Source organism: Blastococcus sp. SYSU D00813, assembly GCF_054050735.1.
On sequence record NZ_JBJGZX010000026.1, the window covers coordinates 17,645 to 37,246 of the forward strand.

Here is a 19,602-nt window from a genome sequence, read left to right on the forward strand (position 1 = left end):
CGGGGGCGGGGCGCACCCGCACCACCGCCGACCACCCGGACCCCGGCGCCCGCGAGGCGGCTCACAGCAGCGCGACGCTGGTCGGGCCGAGCAGCGCCTTGATGTCGCCCATCAGCGCGGTGCTCGGCCGGACCCGCAGGCCCTGGTCGAGCCGCAGCACCGTCTCCCGGGCGCCGTTGACCAGCTTGAGCTGCACCTCGGTGGTGCCCGGGTGGCTGCCCAGCACCTCGCGCAGCCGCTCGACCACCGGCGGGGTGCACCGGGCCGCGGCCATGGACACCAGCACCGGCCCGCGCGGGCCCTCGGTGAGCTCGGGGATCGTCACCTCGGCGCCGAACAGCGAGGGCTGGTCGTCGCGCCGGCTGATCCGGCCCTTGACCACGATGATCTGGTCGCGGACGACCTTCTCCGAGACCTCGGCCCAGGTCTTGGGGAAGAACAGCACCTCGATGCCGGACTCCAGGTCCTCCAGCGTCGCGATCGCCCACGGGGCGCCCTGCTTGTTGGTGCGCGGGGACACCGAGGTGAGGATGCCGGCGATCGTCACGTTGGCGCCGTCCTCCACGCCGCCGGCGTTGATCTCCGCGATCGGGGTGTCGGCGTGCGCGGTGAGCACGTGCTCGACCCCGTGCAGCGGGTGGTCGGAGACGTAGAGGCCGAGCATGTCGCGCTCGAACATCAGTCGCTCGCTCTTGGACCAGTCGGCGGTCGGGATGGTGATCTCCAGCGCCCCGCCGAACGGGTCGTCGGCGCCGCCGTCGTCACCGAAGCTGCCGAACAGGTCGAACTGGCCCTCGGCCTCCTTGCGCTTGAGCCCCATCGCCGAGTCGACCGCCTGGGCGTGGATGGCGACGATGCCCTGGCGGGAGTGGCCGAGGGAGTCGAACGCGCCGGCCTTGGCCAGCGACTCGATGACCTTCTTGTTGCAGGCCACGGTGTCGATCTTGCGCATGAAGTCGGAGAAGTCCTTGAACGCGCCCTTCTCCTCGCGGGCCCGCACGATGGACTCGACGACGTTGTGCCCGACGTTGCGCACCGAGGCCAGGCCGAAGCGGATGTCGGTGCCGACCGCGGCGAAGTCCCAGGACGACTCGTTGACGTCCGGCGGCAGCACCTTGATGCCCATCCGGCGGCACTCGGCCAGGTAGATGGGCCGGCGGTCCTTGTCGTCGCCGACGCTGGTCAGCAGCCCGGCCATGTACTCGGCCGGGTAGTTGGCCTTGAGGTACGCCGTCCAGTAGGAGACCAGGCCGTAGGCCGCCGAGTGGGCCTTGTTGAACGCGTAGTCGGCGAAGGGGACGAGGATGTCCCACAGCGTCTTGATCGCCGCGTCGGAGTAGCCGCGCTCCTTCATGCCGGCCTCGAAGCCGACGAACTCGGCGTCCAGGACCGACTTCTTCTTCTTGCCCATGGCCCGGCGCAGCAGGTCGGCCTTGCCGAGCGAGTACCCGGCGACCTTCTGCGCGATCGCCATGACCTGCTCCTGGTACACGATCAGGCCGTACGTGCCGCCCAGGATGTCCTCGAGCGGCTCGGCCAGCTCGGGGTGGATCGGCGTGATCTCCTGCTGGCCGTTCTTGCGCAGCGCGTAGTTGGTGTGCGAGTTGGCGCCCATCGGCCCGGGCCGGTAGAGCGCGCCGACGGCCGAGATGTCCTCGAAGTTGTCCGGCCGCATGAGCCGCAGCAGCGAGCGCATGGGCCCGCCGTCGAACTGGAAGACGCCGAGGGTCTCGCCGCGGGCCAGCAGGTCGTAGGTGGCCTTGTCGGTGAGGTCCTTGCTGATCTCGTCGAGGTCGATCGGCTCCTTGCCGTTCGCGACGATGTTGCGCAGCGCGTCGTCGATGACCGTGAGGTTGCGCAGGCCCAGGAAGTCCATCTTGAGCAGGCCCAGCGTCTCGCAGGTCGGGTAGTCGAACTGCGTGATGATCGCGCCGTCGGCCTCCCGGCGCATGATCGGGATGCTGTCGATCAGCGGGTACCGGCCGATGATGACGCCGGCGGCGTGCACGCCCCACTGCCGCTTCAGGCCCTCGAGCTTGCGGGCCTGGTCGACGACCTCGGCGGCGCCGGGGTCGGACTCGTAGCGGGCGCGGAACTCCGCGGCCTCCTTGTAGCGCGGGTGCGCCGGGTCGAAGACCCCCGACAGCGGGATCCCCTTGCCCATCACGTCCGGCGGCATGAGCTTGGTCAGCTCGTCGCCCACCGAGAAGGGACGGTCGAGCACGCGGGCGGCGTCCTTGATCGCGGCCTTGGCCTTGATGGTGCCGTAGGTGACGATCTGGCTGACCCGCTCCTCGCCGTACTTGCGCGAGACGTACTGGATGACCTCGCCGCGGCGGCGGTCGTCGAAGTCGATGTCGACGTCGGGCATCGAGACGCGCTCGGGGTTGAGGAAGCGCTCGAAGATCAGGCCGTGGGCGAGCGGGTCGAGGTCGGTGATGCCCATGGCGTAGGCCGCCAGCGACCCGGCGGCCGAGCCGCGGCCGGGACCCACGCGGATGCCGTTGTCCTTGGCCCAGTTGATGAAGTCGGCGACCACGAGGAAGTACCCCGGGAAGCCCATCTGCGTGATGATCCCGACCTCGTAGTCGGCCTGCTTGCGCACGTGGTCGGGGATGCCGCCCGGGTAGCGCTTGTGCAGCCCGCGCTCGACCTCCTTGACGAACCAGGAGGTCTCGTCCTCCCCCGGCGGGAGCGGGAAGCGCGGCATGAGGTCGGCGCCCTCGGTGAACTCGACCTCGCACTGCTCGGCCACCAGCAGCGTGTTGTCGCAGGCCGAGCGCAGGTCGCCGTCGAACAGCGCCCGCATCTCCGCGGCGCTCTTCAGGTAGTAGCCGTCACCGTTGAACCGGAAGCGGTTGGTCTCGTTGAGCCGTGAGCCGGTCTGGATGCACAGGAGGGCGTCGTGCGCCTCGGCGTCCTCCTTGTGCGTGTAGTGCAGGTCGTTGGTGGCCAGCAGCGGGATGCCGAGGTCCTTCGCGATCTGCATCAGCGCCGGGCGGGTCTTCTTCTCGATGGCCAGCCCGTGGTCCATCAGCTCGGCGTAGAAGTTCTCCTTGCCGAAGATGTCCTGGAAGTCGGCCGCGGCCTGGCGCGCCTTGTCCTCCTTGCCGGCGCGCAGCCACATGTTGACCTCGCCGGAGGGGCAGCCGGTCGTGGCGATGAGGCCCTTGCCGTACCGCTCGAGCAGGTCGCGGTCGAAGCGCGGCTTGCGGTACTGGCCCTCGAGGCTGGCCAGGGAGGAGATCCGGAAGAGGTTGTGCATGCCCTCGGTGGTGCGGGCCAGCAGCGTCATGTGCGTGTACGCCGCCTTGCCCCGGTTCGAGCCGCCGTCGCCCTCCTCGTCGATGAGGTTGTCGCCGAAGTCGAACGGCGCCCGGTCGAAGCGCGACCCGGGCGTGTAGTAGCCCTCCATGCCGATGATCGGCTTGACCCCGGCCGACTTCGCCTGCTTGTAGAAGTCGTAGGCGCCGAACACGTTGCCGTGGTCGGTCATCGCCAGCGCCGGCATCCCCTGCTCGGCGGCGGCCTTGGTCACCTCGGGCAGCTTCGCCGCGCCGTCCAGCATCGAGTACTCGGTGTGGACGTGCAGGTGGACGAAGGAGTCGCTGCTCACGGTTCGGTCGTGCTCCTCGTGGTCGTGCGTGCCCGACCGTCGGCGGGCCGGCGGGCGACCGGTGGGGAAGACCGGCGGTACGGGGTCGGGGCGGCGGTGCTCCTGATCCTCGCACCGGAGAGGTCTACTCCGAAGCACCGACAGTTCGGTGTCGGCGAGGCCGTGGTCACCGTCCGGGACGGTCCCCCGGCGGGTCGCCCAGGCGCCGGCGCATCGTCACGTGCCGGATGCCGGCCTCCTCGTACTCCTCCCCCACGGGCGCGTAGCCGGCGCGCTCGTAGAAGCCGCGGGCGGTGAGCTGGGCGTGCAGCTCCACCTCGTGCAGCCCCATCCGCCGCGCCTCGCCGTGCAGCACCTCGAGCACGGCCGCGCCGTGGCCGGCGCCGCGGGCGGCGGCGTCGACGGCCATCCGGCCGATGACCCCGCGGCCGTCGCGCTCGAACAGCCGGCCGGTGGCCACGACCCGGCCGGCGGCGTCGCGGCTGACCGCGTGCACGGCGACGGCGTCCGTGGCGTCCTGCTCGAGCTCGGGCGGGACGCCCTGCTCCTCCACGAACACCCGGGTGCGCACGGCGACCAGCCCGGCGCGGTCCGCGGGCCCGGCCACGCCGGCGTCCGGCCGGGCGCTCACCGCACACCCGCCGACGGCAGCGCGCGGGCGGGCACCGCGAGGAAGCGCAGGTCGATCAGGGCGTGCAGCAGCACGGGCAGCAGCAGCGAGCCGGTGTCGAGGTACAGCGCCGCCATGACCGCGCCCAGCACGCCGGTGGTGACCACCCCGCCCACGCCCTGGTAGGCGTGCGCCAGGCCGAAGGCGACCGCGGCCACGGCCACCAGCACGCCCGCCGGCAGGTCGCCGGCGACCGCGGCGACCACGGCCAGGAAGAAGCCGCGGTAGAGCCACTCCTCGCAGACGCCGGCCGTCACGCCGACCACGGTGAACAGCCGCCGCTCGGCGCGCGTGCGCGGCAGCAGGGCCAGGGTGGCGTGCACCGGGAGCTCGGCGTGCCGGCCCTCGCCCTCGGTCCGGACCGGCAGCTGGGTCAGCGCGCCGCCGCGCAGGGCGCGGGTCGAGGCGACGACGAAGACGACGACGAGCAGCGCGAGCGACCCGGCCACCGGACCGGGCCAGCCGTCGGGCCAGGCCAGCCCGACCGCGGCCGCGTCGACCCCCGGCGCGGACAGCCAGACGACCAGCGCCAGCAGCGCCAGCCCCCACTCGAGGACCAGCAACCGCCGGTAGAAGGAGCGGCGGGCGCCGACGTCGGTCCGCAGCCGGCCCTCGAACCGGCGGTGCAGGACGGCGCCGACCACCGGCTCACCGGCGACCAGGTAGCCCGCGACGACGACGGCCGACAGCGCCGCCGGACCGTAGTCGGCGAGCGACACCGGCAGACCGTCCACGCGTCAGCCCTGGGCCTCGGCCCGCAGCACCGCCAGCGCACCGGCGAGGTCGGCCGGGTAGTCGCTGGTGAACTCGACCCAGCGGCCGTCGGCCGGGTGCTCGAAGCCCAGCCGCACGGCGTGCAGCCACTGCCGCGCGACGCCCAGGCGGGCCGCCAGCGTCGGGTCGGCGCCGTAGAGGGGGTCGCCGACGCAGGGGTGGCGCATGGCGGCGAAGTGCACCCGGATCTGGTGGGTGCGGCCGGTCTCGAGGTGGACGTCGACCAGGCTCGCGGCCGGGAAGGCCTCGATCACCTCGTAGTGGGTCACCGACGGGCGGCCGCCGGTGACGACGGCGAACTTCCAGTCGTGCCGCGGGTGCCGGTCGATCGGCGCGTCGATGGTGCCCCGCGACGGGTCCGGGTGCCCCTGCACGAGCGCGTGGTAGCCCTTGTCGACCGTGCGCTCTTTGAACGCCGCCTTGAGCACGCTGTAGGCCCGCTCGCTCTTGGCCACGACCATCAGGCCGGTCGTGGCGGCGTCCAGCCGGTGGACGACGCCCTGCCGCTCGGCCGCCCCCGACGTCGAGATCCGGTAGCCGGCCGCGGCCAGGCCGCCGACCACGGTCGGCCCCTCCCAGCCGGGGCTGGGGTGGGCGGCGACGCCCACGGGCTTGTCGACCACCACGAGGTCGTCGTCGTCGTGCACGACCGTCAGGCCGGCCACCGGCTGCGGCGCCGGGGGCTCGCCCGGCGGCGGGGGCAGCTCGACCTCCAGCCAGCTGCCGCCGGTGAGCCGGTCGCCCTTGCCGCGGACCCGCCCGTCGACCACCACCGACCCGGCGTCGGCCAGGTCCGCGGCGGCGGTGCGGGTCAGGCCGAACAGCCGGGACAACGCCTGGTCGACCCGCTGGCCCTCCAGCCCGTCGGGCACCGGCAGTGCGCGGTACGTGCCCGGGGAGCTGCTCACGCACCCATTGTGACCGCCCGTGCCGGCGCACCGGACGCAGCGCCGCGGGAACGGCGCCGGCGCCGCTCAGTCGCGCGGCTGGTCCTCGCGGGCGCTCCCGGCGCGAGAGCCGTCGAACTCGATGCCGCGCAGCGCCAGCAGCGCCCCCAGCACGCCGCCGCAGGTGATGGCGGAGTCGGCGACGTTGAAGATCGGGAAGAACTCGCCGCCGGGCGCGAAGACGGAGATGAAGTCCACGACGCCGCCGCGCAGGAAACCCGGGTCGCGGAAGACCCGGTCCACGAGGTTGCCCACCGCCCCGCCGAGGACCAGGCCGAGCGCCACGGCCCAGCCGAGGGAGAACAGCCGGCGGGCGGCCCGCACGATGACCACCGCCACCACCACCGCGATGAGGGTGAACACCACGGTGAAGCCCTCGGCGAAGGAGAACGCCGCCCCGGTGTTGCGCGCGTGGGTCAGGTGCAGCGCACCGCCGAGCAGCCGGACGTCCTCGCCGCGGTCGAGCGTGGCGACGACGAGCAGCTTGGTGACCAGGTCCAGCAGCAGCACGCCGGCCGCGATCGCGAGCAGGAGGCGGGTCAGCGGGCGGCGCGCGGGGGCCGCGGCGGTCGCGCCGTCCCCTCCGGCGGCGTCGCCCGGACGGTCGTCGCGGGCGTCCTCGGACTCAGCGGACAGCACGCGCTCCAGGGGTCTCGGGGGCGGCCGCAGGTCGGCCGGACGGTCCGTCGACGATAGCCCGGCGGCCCCGCGTGCCACGGCGGTCCGCGCCGTACCACCCGGTCCCGCGTGATTCATCTCATGACGGGTACGACACATCTCACACCGCCGAGGGGGCGTGCCCGGGCCCGCAGTGGCCGATGGTCGGTGGTGGACCTCGTCACCGGAGCCAGAGAGGCAGATGTGTCCACCGAGCTCGCCCCCGCCACCGACCCCGATGTAGTGCTCGTCGGCGGCGGCATCATGAGCGCGACCCTCGCGTCGCTGCTCGGCATCGTCGCTCCCGGCTGGAGCGTCGCCGTCTTCGAGTCCGGGCCCGCGGTGGCCGGGGAGAGCTCCGACGCGTGGAACAACGCGGGCACCGGGCACGCCGCCCTGTGCGAGCTGAACTACACCCCCGCCGGCCCCGACGGCCGGGTGGACCCGAGCAAGGCCGTGGCGATCAACGAGCAGTTCCAGCTCTCGCGCCAGTTCTGGTCGCACCTGGTCCGCAACGGGCTGACCGGCTCGCCCAAGGACTTCATCACCCCGGTCCCGCACATCAGCTTCGTGACCGGCGAGGCCGGCCGGGCCTACATGGCCAACCGCTACGCCGCCCTCGCCTCGCACCCGCTGTTCGAGGGCATGGAGTACACCGACGACGCGGCCACGTTCGCCGAGTGGGTCCCGCTGATGATGGCCGGGCGCGACCCCGGCGAGGTGGTGGCCGGCACCCGTGCGGTGGCCGGCACCGACGTCAACTTCGGCGCGCTCACCCGGCTGCAGCTGGCCGACGCGGAGACCCGCGGCGTGCACGTGCACGTCGACCAGCGGGTCAGCGACCTCGAGCGCATGGACGACGGCCGCTGGAAGGTGACGGTCAAGGACGTCGTCACCGGCGAGCACCGCACCGTGCACGCCCGCTTCGTCTTCGTCGGTGCCGGCGGCGGCGCGCTGCCGCTGCTGCAGAAGGCCGCGATCCCCGAGATCCGCGGCTTCGGCGGCTTCCCGGTCAGCGGGGAGTTCCTGCGCACCCGCTCCCCCGAGCTGGTGTCGCGGCACCAGGCCAAGGTGTACGGCCAGGCCGCCGTCGGCGCGCCGCCGATGTCGGTGCCGCACCTGGACCTGCGCCTGGTCGACGGCGAGTACTCGCTGCTGTTCGGCCCCTACGCCGGCTGGTCGCCCAAGTTCCTGAAGGCCGGGTCGATGTTCGACCTGCCGCTGTCGGTCAAGCCGAACAACCTGGGCTCGATGCTGGGCGTGGCCCGCACCGAGCTGGCGCTGACCAAGTACCTGATCGGCGAGCTCGTGCAGTCCCGCGCCGCCCGGCACCGCACCCTGCAGGGCTTCGTGCCGCTGGCCGAGCAGGGCGACTGGGACATGATCACCGCCGGCCAGCGGGTCCAGGTGATCAAGCGGGACCCGACCAGCGGCAAGGGCGTGCTCCAGTTCGGCACCGAGCTGATCACCGGGGCGGACGGCTCCATCGCGGGTCTGCTCGGGGCCTCCCCCGGCGCGTCCACGGCGGTCTCGGCGATGCTCACCCTGATGGAGCGGTGCTTCCCGCAGCACGTGGACGCGTGGCGGCCGAAGCTGCAGGAGGCCATCCCCTCCTACGGGCGCAGCCTGGCGGCCGACACGGCGCTGCTGGCCGAGGTCCGCGCCGAGACGACCAAGACCCTCGAGCTCGTCGCCTGACCCCGATGGAGTCGCTGGGTGACGGTTTCCGTCACCCAGCGACTCCGCTACTCGAGGACGACGTCGTCGCCGCGGCGCAGGGCCCGGCGGACCCGGAGCCTCAGGTACCTCGCGTAGCCGCGGACGACCTGCGTGTAGCCCGGCGTGGGCCCGTGGTAGCCGAGGAAGCCCCGCGGCCCGGACACCATCTCGCCGGTCCGGACGTCGTAGCGGCTCTGGTGCCACGGGCAGACGAGGCAGCCCTCGGCGTCGAGCTCGCCCTTCGACAGGTCGGCGAGCTGGTGCCGGCAGCGGCGGGAGACGGCGAAGTAGGCGCCGCCGCGGTTGCCCACCGCCCAGTCGCCCACGCGGCGCACGGAGCCCGGGGGGAGGTCGGCGGCGGGGATGCGGTCGGGCTGGTCGGCCATGTCGTCTCCAACTCGGTCGTGGGGCACGTGTTCCGTCGCGCCCTACCCGCCGCGGCGGCTCCCGACCCCCCTCGCCTGCTCCCCGGTGAACCGTCTCGGACCCGTTCCGCCTGGGTAGGGTCGCCGTCGTGGTCCTCCGCCGCACGTCCGTCGTCCTCGCCGTCGCCGGTGCGGTGGTCCTGACCGGCCCGGCCGCCCTGGCGGAGCCGCCCGTCGCCGTGCGCGGTCAGCTCGACGACCGCGTCGGCGTGGTCGCCGACGAGTCGGGCGCCGACGCGGCGATCACGGAGCTGGAGAGCGAGGACGACGTCCAGCTGTTCGTCGTCTTCGTGCAGTCGTTCGACGGCGCCGACTCCGGCCAGTGGGCGCAGGCGACGGCGCAGCAGTCGGGTCTCGGGTCGGGGGACGCGCTGCTGGCCGTGGCCGTGGAGGGCGAGTACGGCTACTGGGTGCCCGACGACTTCCCGCTGTCGGACGCCGAGATCAGGGACGTGCTCGTCGCCGAGGCCGAACCGGAGTTCCGCCAGGACGACTGGGGCGGCGGCGTCGAGGCCTTCGCGCAGGGGCTGGGCGACGAGGTCGGCGGCTCCCCGGGAGGCGGCTCGTCGGGCGCCGGCACGGCCGCGGTCGTCGGCGGCCTCGTCCTGCTCGGCGGCGGGGCGTACGCCGTCTCGCGCGTGCGGCGCAGGCGGCGGGAGGCCGCCGGCCCGCCGGTGAAGCGGCTCGAGCGGCCCGACCCGCACGCCGGCGTGCCGACCGAGCAGCTGCAGGCGCAGGCCAGCACCGCGTTGCTGGAGCTCGACGAGGCGGTGAAGACCTCGCAGCTGGACCTCGACTTCGCCCGCCTGCAGTACGGGGAGGAGGCGGTCGCCGGCTTCGCCGAGGCCCTCGCGCAGTCCCGGCAGGAGCTCACCCGGGCGTTCACGCTGCGCCAGCAGCTGGACGACGAGATCCCGGAGGACGAGCCCACCACCCGCGCCATGCTCACCGAGATGCTGCAGCTGACGTCGGCGGCCGACGCCCGGCTCGACGCCCAGGCCGAGGCCTTCGACCAGCTCCGCGACCTGGAGAAGAACGCGCCGCAGGCGCTGGAGGCCCTCGGCCCGCGGATCACCGCCCTGCACGGCCGGATGCCGGCCGACGCCCAGCGCATGGCCGAGCTGCAGCGGCGCTACGCGCCGGCGGCCATCGCGCCCGTCGAGGACAACCTCGAGCAGGCCCGCGCCCGGCTCGCGGCGGCCGAGTCCGAGGTCGCCGAGGCGCGCGTGGCCCTGGACAACGGTGCCCCGGGCGCAGCGGTGGGCGACATCCGGGCCGCCGAGGACGCCGTGGTGCAGACCGGCCAGCTGCTCGACGCGATCGGCCGGCTGGCGACCGACCTGGAGGCGGCCGTGCAGCGCATCCCCGCCGTCCGTGCCGACACCGAGCAGGACCTGGCCGAGGCGCGGGCGCTGGTGGCGGCCGGCGACGAGAGCGGCCTGCGGCCGCAGATCGCCCGCGCCGAGGCGGGCCTGGCCGCGGCCGACGAGGCGATGGCCACGACCGGCGGGGCGCTACCCGACCCGTTCACCGCGCTGCGCCGGCTGGAGGAGGCCGACATCGCGCTGGAGCAGGCGCTGTCGGTGGCCCGCGACGCGCAGGCCCGGGCCCGCCGCGCCGCCGCGGCGCTGGACCCGGCGCTGCTCAACGCCCGCTCGGCGATCGCCGCGGCCGGGGACTTCATCGCCACCCGCCGCGGCGCCGTCGGACCCGAGGCCCGGACCCGGCTGGCCGAGGCCCAGCGGCACCTCGACGCGGCGACGCAGCTGGGCGGCAGCGACCCGGTGACCGCGGTGCGCGAGGCGCAGCAGGCGGAGGCGCTGGCCGCGCAGGCGCTGCAGCGGGCCCAGTCCGACGTCTCGACCTGGAACTCCGGCTACGGCGGCGGCGGGTACGGCGGCGGGTACGGGCCGGGCTTCGGCGGCGGCTTCGCCGGCCCCGGCTACGGGCGCGGCCCTGACCTGGGCAGCCTCGTCCTCGGCGGCATCCTGCTCGGCGGAGGGGGCGGCGGACGGCGGTACGGGGGCTCGTTCGGCGGGTCGGGGCGGCGCAGCGGGGGCAGCTTCGGCGGCGGCTCGCGCGGCGGCGGCCGGGGCCGGTCGGGCGGCGGCCGCTTCTGACCCGGGCGCCGTCCTCCCTCACCGCCGCGCGTCCTCCGTCACCGCCGGCCGCGAGGGAGGACGCGCGCGGAGCGGGTCAGCCGGTCGTGGCCGGGCCGACCGGGACGTCGCCGCGCAGCGTCACCCGGTGCATGATCCGGCGGAAGCCGCCGTAGTCGCGGTTGGCGTAGTGCAGCGTCGAGCGGTTGTCCCACATCGCGACGTCCCCTGCCGACCAGCGGTGCCGCACCACGTGCTCGGGCTTGGTGAGGTGGGCGTAGAAGAGGTCCAGCAGGCCGCGGCTCTCGGCCTCGGACACCCCGGCGACGTGCGAGGTGAAGCCGGGGTTGACGAAGAGGCTGCGCCGTCCGGTCTCGGGGTGCACCCGGACGACGGGGTGCTCCACCGGCTCCAGCCGCGTGTACTCGCCGTCCTCCCACCGGTTCCCGCCCCGCTGGGCCAGGTGGTAGCCCCACTCGCGGTTGCCGTCGTGCACCGCCGTGAGCTGGTCGGCCAGCGCGCGCACCGGCGCCGACAGCGACGCGTAGGCCGCCTCCGCGTCGGCCCAGGAGGTGTCGCCGCCCACCGGCGGCAACTGCACCGCGCGCAGGATCGAGCCCAGCGGCGGGCGCCGGACGAACGTGACGTCGGTGTGCCAGACGTCGGCGAAGCCGTTGTCGGCGGCGTCGAGGGAGTAGATCTCCGGGTGGTCGTCGTCCAGCCCGCGGACGACGGGGTGCGACGGCGTCAGCTCGCCCAGCCGCCGGCCGAGCCGCACCTGGCTGTCGGGGTCGAGCGACTGGGCCGGGAAGAACAGCACCTTGTGCTCGGTCAGCGCGGCGCGGACGGCGGCGAGCGTCTCGTCGCTCGCGGTGGCCAGGTCGACGCCGGTGATGCGGGCGCCGTGGGAGGCGCCGAGCCGCTCGACGGCGAGCAGGTCGGCGGGGGCGGGGGCGACGAGGGTCATGCGGGTCTCCTTCGGTCGGGTCAACTGGCGACGGAGCGGACGGCGGCCCCGATCTCGGCACGCAGCGCGGCGTACTCGGGGAGACCGCGCAGGTCGTCGGGGGAGAGGCCGGAGCGGGGGAGCGGGACCTCGAGGTCGAGGGCGACCTGCCCCGGGGCCCGGGTGAGGACGACGACCCGGGAGCCCAGGAAGACCGCCTCGTCGACGCTGTGCGTGACGAACACCGACGTGTTGCCGGTCTCGGCCGAGACCTGGCGGACGTCCTCCTGCAGCCGCTCGCGGGTGAGGGCGTCGAGGGCGGCGAAGGGCTCGTCCAGCAGGAGGACCGGCGCGGACCCGGCCAGCGCGCGGGCGATCGCCACCCGCTGCTGCTGACCGCCGGAGATCTCCCAGGTGCGCCGCCGGGCGGTGCCGGCCAGGCCCACGCGCTCGAGCAGCTGCTCGACCCGCGCCGGTCGCTGCTCGCGCGGCACCCCGGCCAGGCGCAGCGCCAGGTCGACGTTGCCCCCGACCGTGCGCCACGGCAGCAGCCGGGCCTGCTGGAACACGACCCCGGCCTGCCGGCCCGGCTCGGGCTCCTCGCCGCCGACGCGCAGCGTGCCGGAGGTGGCCTGCTCGAAGCCGGCGACCAGCCGCAGCAGGGTGCTCTTGCCGCAGCCGGAGGGGCCGACCAGGACCAGGAACTCCCCGGCCGGCACCTCCAGCGACACCGGCCCCAGCGCCGCGACGGCGGCCGGCCCCCGGCCGTAGGAGTGGGCGACGTCCCGGATGGACAGCGGGACGCCACCGGTCCGCAGGGCGGCCGCCCCGGCCGGGGAGGGCTCCCCGGCCGGGGACGGCGTGCCGTCGGTCGTGCGGGTCACTGGCCGGCGTCCTCGGCGACGTCGTCGGCCAGGCCCTCGTTGTGGATCGCGGCCTGCAGGTCCTCCAGCGACGGCGCCTCGGGGATCTGCTGCTGGTCCACGAGGAACTCGGCCGCCGACTGCAGGGCGGCGGCCAGGTCGCCCGGTGCGTCCGGGGTGCCCAGCCACTCGGAGCTCGCCAGGTCGGCCGGGTCGAGGAACACGCCCTGGGACAGCTGGTCCGCGGCGGCCGCCGGGTCGATGCCCAGCTCCTCGGCGACGGCCGCGGCGGCGGCGTCCGGGTCCTCGGCGATGAGCCGCAGCGCGCGGGCCTCGACCTGCCGCCAGGCCGAGATCGCCTCGGGGTTGCCCTCGATGAACTCGGTGGTGGCGACGCCCAGGTCCAGGGTCGGCTTGCCGTCGGTGGCGAGGTCCCGGCTGCTGATCAGGTCGGTGCCCGACCCCCGGATCTCGTCCAGGGCGGGCAGCCACACGTAGGCCGCGTCGACGGTGCCCTGGTCCCACGCGGCGACGATGTCCTGCGGCTGCAGGTCGATGAGGTCGACCTCCGAGGCGTCCACCCCGGCCTGGTCGAGCGCGGCGAGCAGGCTGTAGTGCGAGGTGGAGCTGAACGGCGTCGCCACCTTCCGGCCGACCAGGTCCTCCACCGACTCGATGCCGGTGCCCTCGCGGGCGACCAGCGCCTCGTTGTCGCCGGCGACGTCCAGGATCCAGGTGACCTGGTAGGGGATGTCCAGCGGCGCGGACAGCCCGCGGGCCACCGGGCTGGACCCGATCGCCGCGATGTCGATCGAGCCGGCCACGAAGGCGGTGTTGATGCTGGCGCCGGAGTCGAACTGGGTCCACTCGATCTCGTAGTCCGGCAGCGCCTCCTCCAGCCAGCCCTGGTTCTTGACGATCAGGTCGCCGCTGGGGAAGGCCTGGTAGGCGATGCGGATGGTGCCCGCGCCGCCGCCGTCCCCCTCGGCGGAGTCGGCGTCGTCGCCGCACGCGGCCAGGCCGGTGACGAGGGCGGTCAGGGACAGGGCTGCTGCCAGGCGGCGCCAGCCGCGGGGCGTGCTCATGCGGGTTCCTTCACTTGGGGGGAGGTCCCGGTGCCGGGATGGCGCCGGGGAGCGGGGACGGCGGCGCGCGCTCAGGCGCGGCCGCGCCAGGGGACGAGGCGGCGCTCGATCGCGCGCAGCACCCCGTCGATGGCCAGGCCGGACAGGCCGATGGCGAACAGCCCGAGGATGACGATGTCGGACTGGAGGAAGGTCTGGGCCTGGCGGATCATCCCGCCGATGCCGGGCAGCCCGTTCACCGTCTCGGCCGCCACCAGCGAGGAGTAGGCGATGCCCACGGCGAGCCGGATGCCGGTGGAGATCTCCGGCAGCGCCGAGGGCAGGACGACGGTCGTGGTGACCTGCCAGCCGCGGGCGCCCATGGCGCGGGCGGCCTCGACCAGCGCGGTGGGGGCGCCGACGACGGCCGCTGCAGTGGCGACGGCGACCGGCGGCATCGCGGCGATCGCGAGCAGCCAGATCTTCGGCGACTCGTCGATGCCCAACCAGATGATGAGCAGGCTGAAGTAGGCCAGCGGGGGCAGCGCGCGCACGAACGAGACCCACGGCTCCACGACGACGCGGAACCAGGGGAGCGTCCCCATGAGCAGGCCGATGACCAGACCGCCCGCGATGCCCAGGACCGAGCCCAGCCCGATGCGGCCGAGGCTGATGGCGAGGTGCTCGGCCAGCAGCTTCCCCTGGTAGCCGACCGTGCCGTCGTCGTGCGTCGTCGACGTCCGGATCAGCGCGTCCCAGACCGCGCCGGGTGAGGGCAGGAGCACCGGGTTCCAGATCTCCAGCGAGTACAGCAGCTGCCACAGGCCGAGCAGGGCGGCCGTGGCGAGGACCCGCACGCCGACGCGGTGCCGGCGGCTGGAGCTGCGGCGGCGTCGGGCGAGGGCCGCCGGCTCGGCGAGCACGGGCTCGGCGGCAGGGGCGGACAGCAGGGCGGACACGGGGTGCTCCTGGGGGCAGGCGGCGGCGGAGGGCCGCGCGTCAGGGGAGGCGCCCGCGCCGGGAGGCGGGCGCCGAGAGGGCCGGGGTCAGGAGCGGCGACAGAGCGCGCTGGCGACCCGCGCGTGGTCGACCGTGCGGCGGGAGGTGAGCGGGCTGGGGGCCATGCGCGCACTCCTCTCCGCACTCGCCGGGACGGGCGTCCCGGAGTCGACGACCGCGGACGGTAGGCCCCTCGGCGCTATTCCGTCAAATCCCATCGACAAAGTGTGGTTTGCTCGGCCTCGTCCCCTCCGTCTCGTCCCCGAGGACCTCCCCGTGCAGTTCTCCTGGTTCCTGCCCACCCGCGGCGACGGCCGTGCCGTCAACCCGGTGACGACCGCGCGCGGCTCCGACCCGACCGCGCTGAGCCGCCGTCCCACCCTCGAGTACCTGACCTCGGTCGCCCGTGCCGCCGAGCAGTCGGGGTTCGAGGCGGTCCTGACGCCGGTCGGCTCCGGCTGCGAGGACCCGTGGGTGGTCTGCGGCGCGCTGGCCGCGCTCACCGAGCGGCTGCACTTCCTCGTCGCCTTCCGGCCGGGCTCCACGCTGCCGACCCTGGCCGCGCAGCAGGCGGCGACGTTCCAGCGGCTGTCCGGCGGCCGGTTGCGGCTCAACGTCGTCACCGGCGGGGACCCGGTCGAGCAGCGCGCCTACGGCGACTTCCTGGACCACGACGCCCGCTACGCCCGGACCGGGGAGTTCCTCGAGGTGCTGCGCGGCTGCTTCGCCGGGGGGCCGGTGGACTTCTCGGGCGAGCACTTCCGGGTCGAGGGCGGCGGGCTGGACGCGCCGCCGGACCCCGTGCCGCCGATCTACCTGGGCGGCGCCTCCGGTCCCGCCGAGGACGTGACGGCGCGCTGGGTCGACACGTACCTGACCTGGGGCGAGCCGCCGGCCCAGGTCGCCGTCCGGCTGGACCGGGTGCGGGAGAAGGCGGCCGCCGTGGGCCGCGAGGTGCGGTTCGGGCTCCGCGTCCACGTCGTCAGCCGGGACACCCCGGAGGAGGCGTGGGGCGAGGCCGACCGGATGCTGGCGCAGATGTCGCCGGACGCGATCGCCGCCGCGCAGCAGCGCTTCGCCCGGATGGACTCCGTCGGGCAGGCGCGGATGACGGCGCTGCACGGCGGGGTGGCCGGCGGCGGTGCACGGTCGCTGGAGATCGCGCCGGGCCTCTGGGCGGGCATCGGGCTGGTCCGCGAGGGCGCGGCGACCGCGCTCGTGGGCAGCCACGAGCAGGTCGCCGAGCGGCTGGCGGAGTACGCGGCGCTCGGCTTCGACGAGTTCGTGCTGTCCGGGTGGCCGCACCTGGAAGAGGCCTGGCGGGTGGGCGAGGAGGTCCTGCCGCTGCTGGGGACGGCGTCCCGGGCGGCCTGACCCCTGGGAACCGTCGGAGGGCGGTGGCACCGTGGCCTCCCCCACACCGGAGGAGGAGCGATGCCCACTCGCGAGACCGCCTGGCCGGCCGGCACGCCGTGCTGGGTCGACTACGGCGCCAAGGACGTCGACGCCGCGAAGGAGTTCTACGGGTCGCTGTTCGGCTGGAGCTGGTCCGGCGGCGACCCGGAGTACGGCGGCTACCTCAACGCCGAGCGCGACGGCCGGCCCGCGGCCGGCATGGGTCCGCTGACGGACGACGGGGACCCACCCGGCTGGACGGTCTACTTCGCCACCGACGACGCGGCCGCGACGGCCGCCGCGATCCGCGACGCGGGCGGCACGGTGGTCGTCGAGCCGATGGAGGTCGGCCCGATGGGCACGATGGTGATCGCGCGCGACGACCAGGGGCACGGCTTCGGCCTGTGGCAGTCCGGCGAGCACACCGGCGTCCGCGTCTTCAACGAGCCCGGGTCGCTCACCTGGGAGGAGGCGGCGGTCGACGACCTGGCCGGCGCGCAGGCCTTCTACTCCCGGGTCTTCGGTTTCCGGTTCGACGAGTTCCCCGACATGGGCGGCTACGCCACCTTCGCCACCGACGAGCGGCCGCTGGGCGGGGTCGGCCCGGCCGAGCCCGGGCTGCCGCGGGGGTGGAGCGTCTGCTTCGCCGTCGCCTCGACCGACGAGGCGGTGGCGGCGGTCGAGGGCCGGGGCGGGAAGGTGCTGCACCCGGCGGAGGACACCGAGTTCGGCCGGTTCGCCGTGGTCGCCGACCCGTGGGGCGCGGCGTTCTCGGTGATGGAGGTCCAGCCGGAGGAGTGAGCGGCGCGGGGCCGGCGCGGAGGGGCCGCGCCGGCCCGGGGTCACCCGCGCAGCTGGCCGTACGCGTGCTCGGGGCGGAACCGGACGACGAGCCGGCGGTCGCGGACCATCGCGGCGCGGTAGTCGTCCCAGTCGTCGTGCTCGCCGCTGACGCCGCGGTAGTAGGCGACGAGCTCGTCGACCGTGGCGTCGTCCGGTGCGGCGGCGACCGGGGTGAGCTCCGCGGTGCCCTCGATGGCCACCCAGCCCCAGAAGTCGTCGGAGGAGACGTGCAGCGTCACGCGGGGGTCGCGCGCGAGGTTGCGGGTCTTGGCGCGGTCGGCGGTCACCGACACCCGGAACAGCTGCTGCTCGGCGTCGTAGGCGTAGCCGACGTTGGACAGCTGCGGCCGGCCGTCGCGCTTGACGGTGGCCAGCACGCCCCACTTCCGGCCGGCGACGAACTCGAGGTACCTGGGCTCGACGGTCACGGGAGAGCTCCTTCGTGTCGGACGGCCCCGTCGGAGGCTCGCCCCGAGCCTGCGAGGGGGGAGGGGGACGGGGTCCTTCCTCAGCGTTCCCGACCGCGGGCCTTGAGCGGAACCGGAGGCAGCGCCGGCGCGAGCAGCCGGTCGCCGTCGTAGCCCACCACGGAGCCGAACCGCCCGTCGTCGGCGTTCCACTGCTCGGCGAACGCGGCGATCTCCTCGCCGGACCGGCCGACGAAGTTCCACCACATGACCAGCCGTTCCTCGAACGGCTCGCCGCCGAGGAGCAGCAACTCCGCCGCCTCCCTGGTGCGGATCCGGACCGAGCGCCGGCCGGTGCCCAGGTAGAGCATCTGCCCGTGGCCGAGCGGTGCCCCCTCGACGTCCGCCCCGCCGGAGGCGCCGAGCAGGGCGTGCTCGAAGTCCGGCTCCAGCGCGAGCTCGACGTCGGCACCGGCGGCCAGGTCCAGGTCCACGCCGAGCAGCGGGGTGTGCGCGGTGCCGGGCGAGGTCGCGCCGCCCAGGGAGCCCATGAGCACGGTGGCCGTCAGCCCGTCGGAGGCGAAACCGGGCAGCCGGGCGTGGTGCTCGAACGCGGGCGCGGTGTCGCGGGCGGAGTCGGGGAGGGCCACCCACAGCTGGGCGCCGTGCAGGTACCTCGGGTGCTCGACCGGCGACTGCTCCGAGTGCGAGATGCCGTGCCCCGCGGTCATCAGCGCGAGCTCGCCCGGGCCGAACTCGACGTCGCTGCCGAGCGAGTCCCGGTGGTGCACCCGCCCCTGCAGCAGCCAGGAGACGGTCTGGAGCCCGGTGTGCGGGTGCGGGGCGACCTGCATCCCGCGGCCGGTGGCGACGTCGTCCGGGCCGTAGTGGTCGACGAAGGCCCAGGCCCCGACCAGCCGCCGGCCGAGGGTGGGCAGCAGGCGGCGCACGCGCGTGCTCTCGCCGAGCGGCACCTCCTTGGCCGGCAGCAGGTCGAGCACGGGGCCGGCGGCGGTCGCCGCCCGCCCGCCCAGTTCACGGGCGGGCGGACGGCGGTCGAGGTTGCTCATGGCGCTCCCTCCTGGGGCCTTCCGCTCCGGGGCGCCGTCAGGCGTCCGGCGTCTGGCCAGTCTCTCCCCGGACGTCGCCGTGCGGGACCCGCTGCGCCGGGACGGCGCCCAGCCGGCCGGCCTGGAAGTCGGTGAACGCGTCCATGACCTCCTGCCGGGTGTTCATCACGAACGGCCCGTACATGGCGATCGGCTCCCGGATCGGCAGCCCGCCGAGGACGACGACGTCCAGCGCCGGCGTCCGCGACTCCTGCTGCTTCGCGCCGCTGACCGTGATGGTGTCGCCCGGGCCGAAGACGGCGAGCTGGCCGGTGCGGACCGGCTGCCCGTCGGGCCCGACCGCGCCGGCGCCGGAGAGGACGTACACCAGCGCGTTGAAGTCCGGCCGCCACGGCAGCTCGAGCGTCGCCCCGGGGGCGATGGTCGCGTGCACCATCGCCATCGGGCTGTACGTCGACCCCGGGCCGCGGTGGCCGGCGACGTCCCCGGCGATGACCCGGAGGAAGGCGCCGGCGTCGGGGCTGGCCAGCAGCACGGCCTCGTCCGCGCGCAGGTCCTGGTAGCGCGGCTCGACCCACTTCTGCGCCCGCGGCAGGTTCACCCACAGCTGCAGGCCGTGGAACAGGCCGCCGCTGACGACCAGCGCCTCCGGCGGCTTCTCGATGTGCAGGACGCCGCCGCCGGCGGTCATCCACTGGGTGTCGCCGTTGCTGATCGTGCCGCCGCCGCCGTGGGAGTCGGCGTGCTCGAAGGTGCCGTCGATGATGTAGGTGACGGTCTCGAAGCCGCGGTGCGGGTGCCAGGAGGTGCCCTTCGGCTCGCCCGGCGCGTACTCGACCTCGCCCATCTGGTCCATGTGGATGAACGGGTCCAGGTCGCGCAGGTCCACGCCGGCGAAGGCGCGGCGGACCGGGAAGCCCTCGCCCTCGAAGCCGGACGGCGCGGTGGTCACCGAGCGGACCCGGCGGCGCACCGTGCCCGGGGCGGGCGCGGGGACGCGGGGCAGGACGGTGGTGTCCTCGACGGTGATGGCGGGCATCGCGGCCTCCTTGAGTTGAGAGCTCAACTACCTGTGGCCACCCTAGCGCGGTCGGGCGCTCAGTTGTTC

Annotated in this window: 17 protein-coding genes; 4 read left to right on the forward strand and 13 right to left on the reverse strand. The window is 74.7% G+C overall.

Annotation, left to right across the window (positions count from 1 at the left end):
- Window positions 1-61 precede the first annotated feature (61 nt).
- The 5 genes from dnaE to lspA all read right to left on the reverse strand — a co-directional run bounded on the left by dnaE (window position 62) and on the right by lspA (window position 6,646).
- A complete protein-coding gene (gene dnaE, locus ACI8AX_RS16740) occupies window positions 62-3,616 on the reverse strand; it encodes a DNA polymerase III subunit alpha (protein ID WP_456550967.1) in 3,555 nt (1,184 codons plus the stop codon).
- A 166-nt stretch (window positions 3,617-3,782) separates the two neighbouring features.
- The gene (locus tag ACI8AX_RS16745; RefSeq protein ID WP_456550968.1) at window positions 3,783-4,247 is read right to left on the reverse strand and encodes a GNAT family N-acetyltransferase; all 465 of its coding nucleotides are present in this window, start codon (window positions 4,245-4,247) and stop codon (window positions 3,783-3,785) included.
- Window positions 4,244-5,005 (reverse strand): CPBP family glutamic-type intramembrane protease, encoded by a 762-nt coding sequence (locus tag ACI8AX_RS16750; protein ID WP_456550969.1) that lies wholly within the window; start codon window positions 5,003-5,005, stop codon window positions 4,244-4,246. The genes ACI8AX_RS16745 and ACI8AX_RS16750 overlap by 4 nt, the downstream gene beginning before the upstream one ends.
- 18 nt (window positions 5,006-5,023) lie before the next feature.
- The gene (locus ACI8AX_RS16755; protein WP_456550970.1) at window positions 5,024-5,968 is read right to left on the reverse strand and encodes an RluA family pseudouridine synthase; all 945 of its coding nucleotides are present in this window, start codon (window positions 5,966-5,968) and stop codon (window positions 5,024-5,026) included.
- Window positions 5,969-6,034: 66 nt separating this feature from the next.
- Window positions 6,035-6,646, reverse strand: coding sequence for a signal peptidase II (lspA, locus tag ACI8AX_RS16760; protein ID WP_456550971.1), 612 nt, complete (start codon window positions 6,644-6,646; stop codon window positions 6,035-6,037).
- 222 nt (window positions 6,647-6,868) lie between these two features.
- Between lspA and mqo the strand changes: the two genes are divergently transcribed.
- Complete coding sequence (gene mqo / locus ACI8AX_RS16765; protein ID WP_456550972.1) at window positions 6,869-8,362, forward strand: malate dehydrogenase (quinone); 1,494 nt, start codon at window positions 6,869-6,871, stop codon at window positions 8,360-8,362.
- Between the two features lie 47 nt (window positions 8,363-8,409).
- Here mqo and ACI8AX_RS16770 read toward each other — a convergent pair whose 3' ends face one another.
- A complete protein-coding gene (locus ACI8AX_RS16770) occupies window positions 8,410-8,769 on the reverse strand; it encodes a Rieske (2Fe-2S) protein (protein ID WP_456550973.1) in 360 nt (119 codons plus the stop codon).
- A gap of 128 nt (window positions 8,770-8,897) precedes the next feature.
- Here ACI8AX_RS16770 and ACI8AX_RS16775 point away from each other — a divergent pair, with 128 nt between their 5' ends.
- On the forward strand, window positions 8,898-10,928 hold the full coding sequence (locus ACI8AX_RS16775; RefSeq protein WP_456550974.1) for a TPM domain-containing protein: 2,031 nt from the start codon (window positions 8,898-8,900) through the stop codon (window positions 10,926-10,928).
- Between the two features lie 76 nt (window positions 10,929-11,004).
- Here the strand turns inward: ACI8AX_RS16775 and ACI8AX_RS16780 are convergent, their stop codons facing one another.
- The 4 genes from ACI8AX_RS16780 to ACI8AX_RS16795 form a co-directional block, all read right to left on the reverse strand.
- Complete coding sequence (locus ACI8AX_RS16780) at window positions 11,005-11,874, reverse strand: TauD/TfdA dioxygenase family protein (RefSeq protein ID WP_456550975.1); 870 nt, start codon at window positions 11,872-11,874, stop codon at window positions 11,005-11,007.
- Between the two features lie 20 nt (window positions 11,875-11,894).
- Complete coding sequence (locus tag ACI8AX_RS16785) at window positions 11,895-12,737, reverse strand: ABC transporter ATP-binding protein (RefSeq protein WP_456550976.1); 843 nt, start codon at window positions 12,735-12,737, stop codon at window positions 11,895-11,897.
- A complete protein-coding gene (locus ACI8AX_RS16790; protein ID WP_456550977.1) occupies window positions 12,734-13,801 on the reverse strand; it encodes a taurine ABC transporter substrate-binding protein in 1,068 nt (355 codons plus the stop codon). Before ACI8AX_RS16790 ends, ACI8AX_RS16785 begins: the two co-directional genes overlap by 4 nt.
- A 71-nt stretch (window positions 13,802-13,872) precedes the next feature.
- Entirely contained in the window at window positions 13,873-14,739 is an 867-nt protein-coding gene (locus ACI8AX_RS16795) for an ABC transporter permease (protein WP_456550978.1), read from the reverse strand.
- A 316-nt stretch (window positions 14,740-15,055) separates the two neighbouring features.
- Between ACI8AX_RS16795 and ACI8AX_RS16800 the strand changes: the two genes are divergently transcribed.
- Complete coding sequence (locus tag ACI8AX_RS16800; RefSeq protein ID WP_456550979.1) at window positions 15,056-16,153, forward strand: LLM class flavin-dependent oxidoreductase; 1,098 nt, start codon at window positions 15,056-15,058, stop codon at window positions 16,151-16,153.
- Between the two features lie 60 nt (window positions 16,154-16,213).
- Window positions 16,214-16,975: a VOC family protein gene (locus ACI8AX_RS16805; protein ID WP_456550980.1), complete on the forward strand. Its 762-nt coding sequence runs from the start codon at window positions 16,214-16,216 to the stop codon at window positions 16,973-16,975.
- A 41-nt stretch (window positions 16,976-17,016) separates the two neighbouring features.
- Here the strand turns inward: ACI8AX_RS16805 and ACI8AX_RS16810 are convergent, their stop codons facing one another.
- The 3 genes from ACI8AX_RS16810 to ACI8AX_RS16820 all read right to left on the reverse strand — a co-directional run bounded on the left by ACI8AX_RS16810 (window position 17,017) and on the right by ACI8AX_RS16820 (window position 19,533).
- Window positions 17,017-17,445: a PPOX class F420-dependent oxidoreductase gene (locus tag ACI8AX_RS16810; protein WP_456550981.1), complete on the reverse strand. Its 429-nt coding sequence runs from the start codon at window positions 17,443-17,445 to the stop codon at window positions 17,017-17,019.
- Between the two features lie 80 nt (window positions 17,446-17,525).
- The gene (locus ACI8AX_RS16815; RefSeq protein ID WP_456550982.1) at window positions 17,526-18,494 is read right to left on the reverse strand and encodes a pirin family protein; all 969 of its coding nucleotides are present in this window, start codon (window positions 18,492-18,494) and stop codon (window positions 17,526-17,528) included.
- A 37-nt stretch (window positions 18,495-18,531) separates the two neighbouring features.
- Window positions 18,532-19,533 carry a pirin family protein gene (locus ACI8AX_RS16820; RefSeq protein WP_456550983.1) on the reverse strand — a complete coding sequence of 334 codons (1,002 nt, stop codon included), beginning with the start codon at window positions 19,531-19,533 and terminating at the stop codon, window positions 18,532-18,534.
- Window positions 19,534-19,602: the final 69 nt, after the last annotated feature.

Coding starts and splice junctions, on each gene's coding strand:
- ACI8AX_RS16770 (WP_456550973.1), bottom strand. CDS start 8,769: ATGGCCGACCAGCCCGACCGCATCCCCGCCGCCGACCTCCCCCCGGGC.
- ACI8AX_RS16780 (WP_456550975.1), bottom strand. CDS start 11,874: ATGACCCTCGTCGCCCCCGCCCCCGCCGACCTGCTCGCCGTCGAGCGG.
- ACI8AX_RS16790 (WP_456550977.1), bottom strand. CDS start 13,801: ATGAGCACGCCCCGCGGCTGGCGCCGCCTGGCAGCAGCCCTGTCCCTG.
- ACI8AX_RS16805 (WP_456550980.1), top strand. CDS start 16,214: ATGCCCACTCGCGAGACCGCCTGGCCGGCCGGCACGCCGTGCTGGGTC.
- ACI8AX_RS16815 (WP_456550982.1), bottom strand. CDS start 18,494: ATGAGCAACCTCGACCGCCGTCCGCCCGCCCGTGAACTGGGCGGGCGG.
- ACI8AX_RS16820 (WP_456550983.1), bottom strand. CDS start 19,533: ATGCCCGCCATCACCGTCGAGGACACCACCGTCCTGCCCCGCGTCCCC.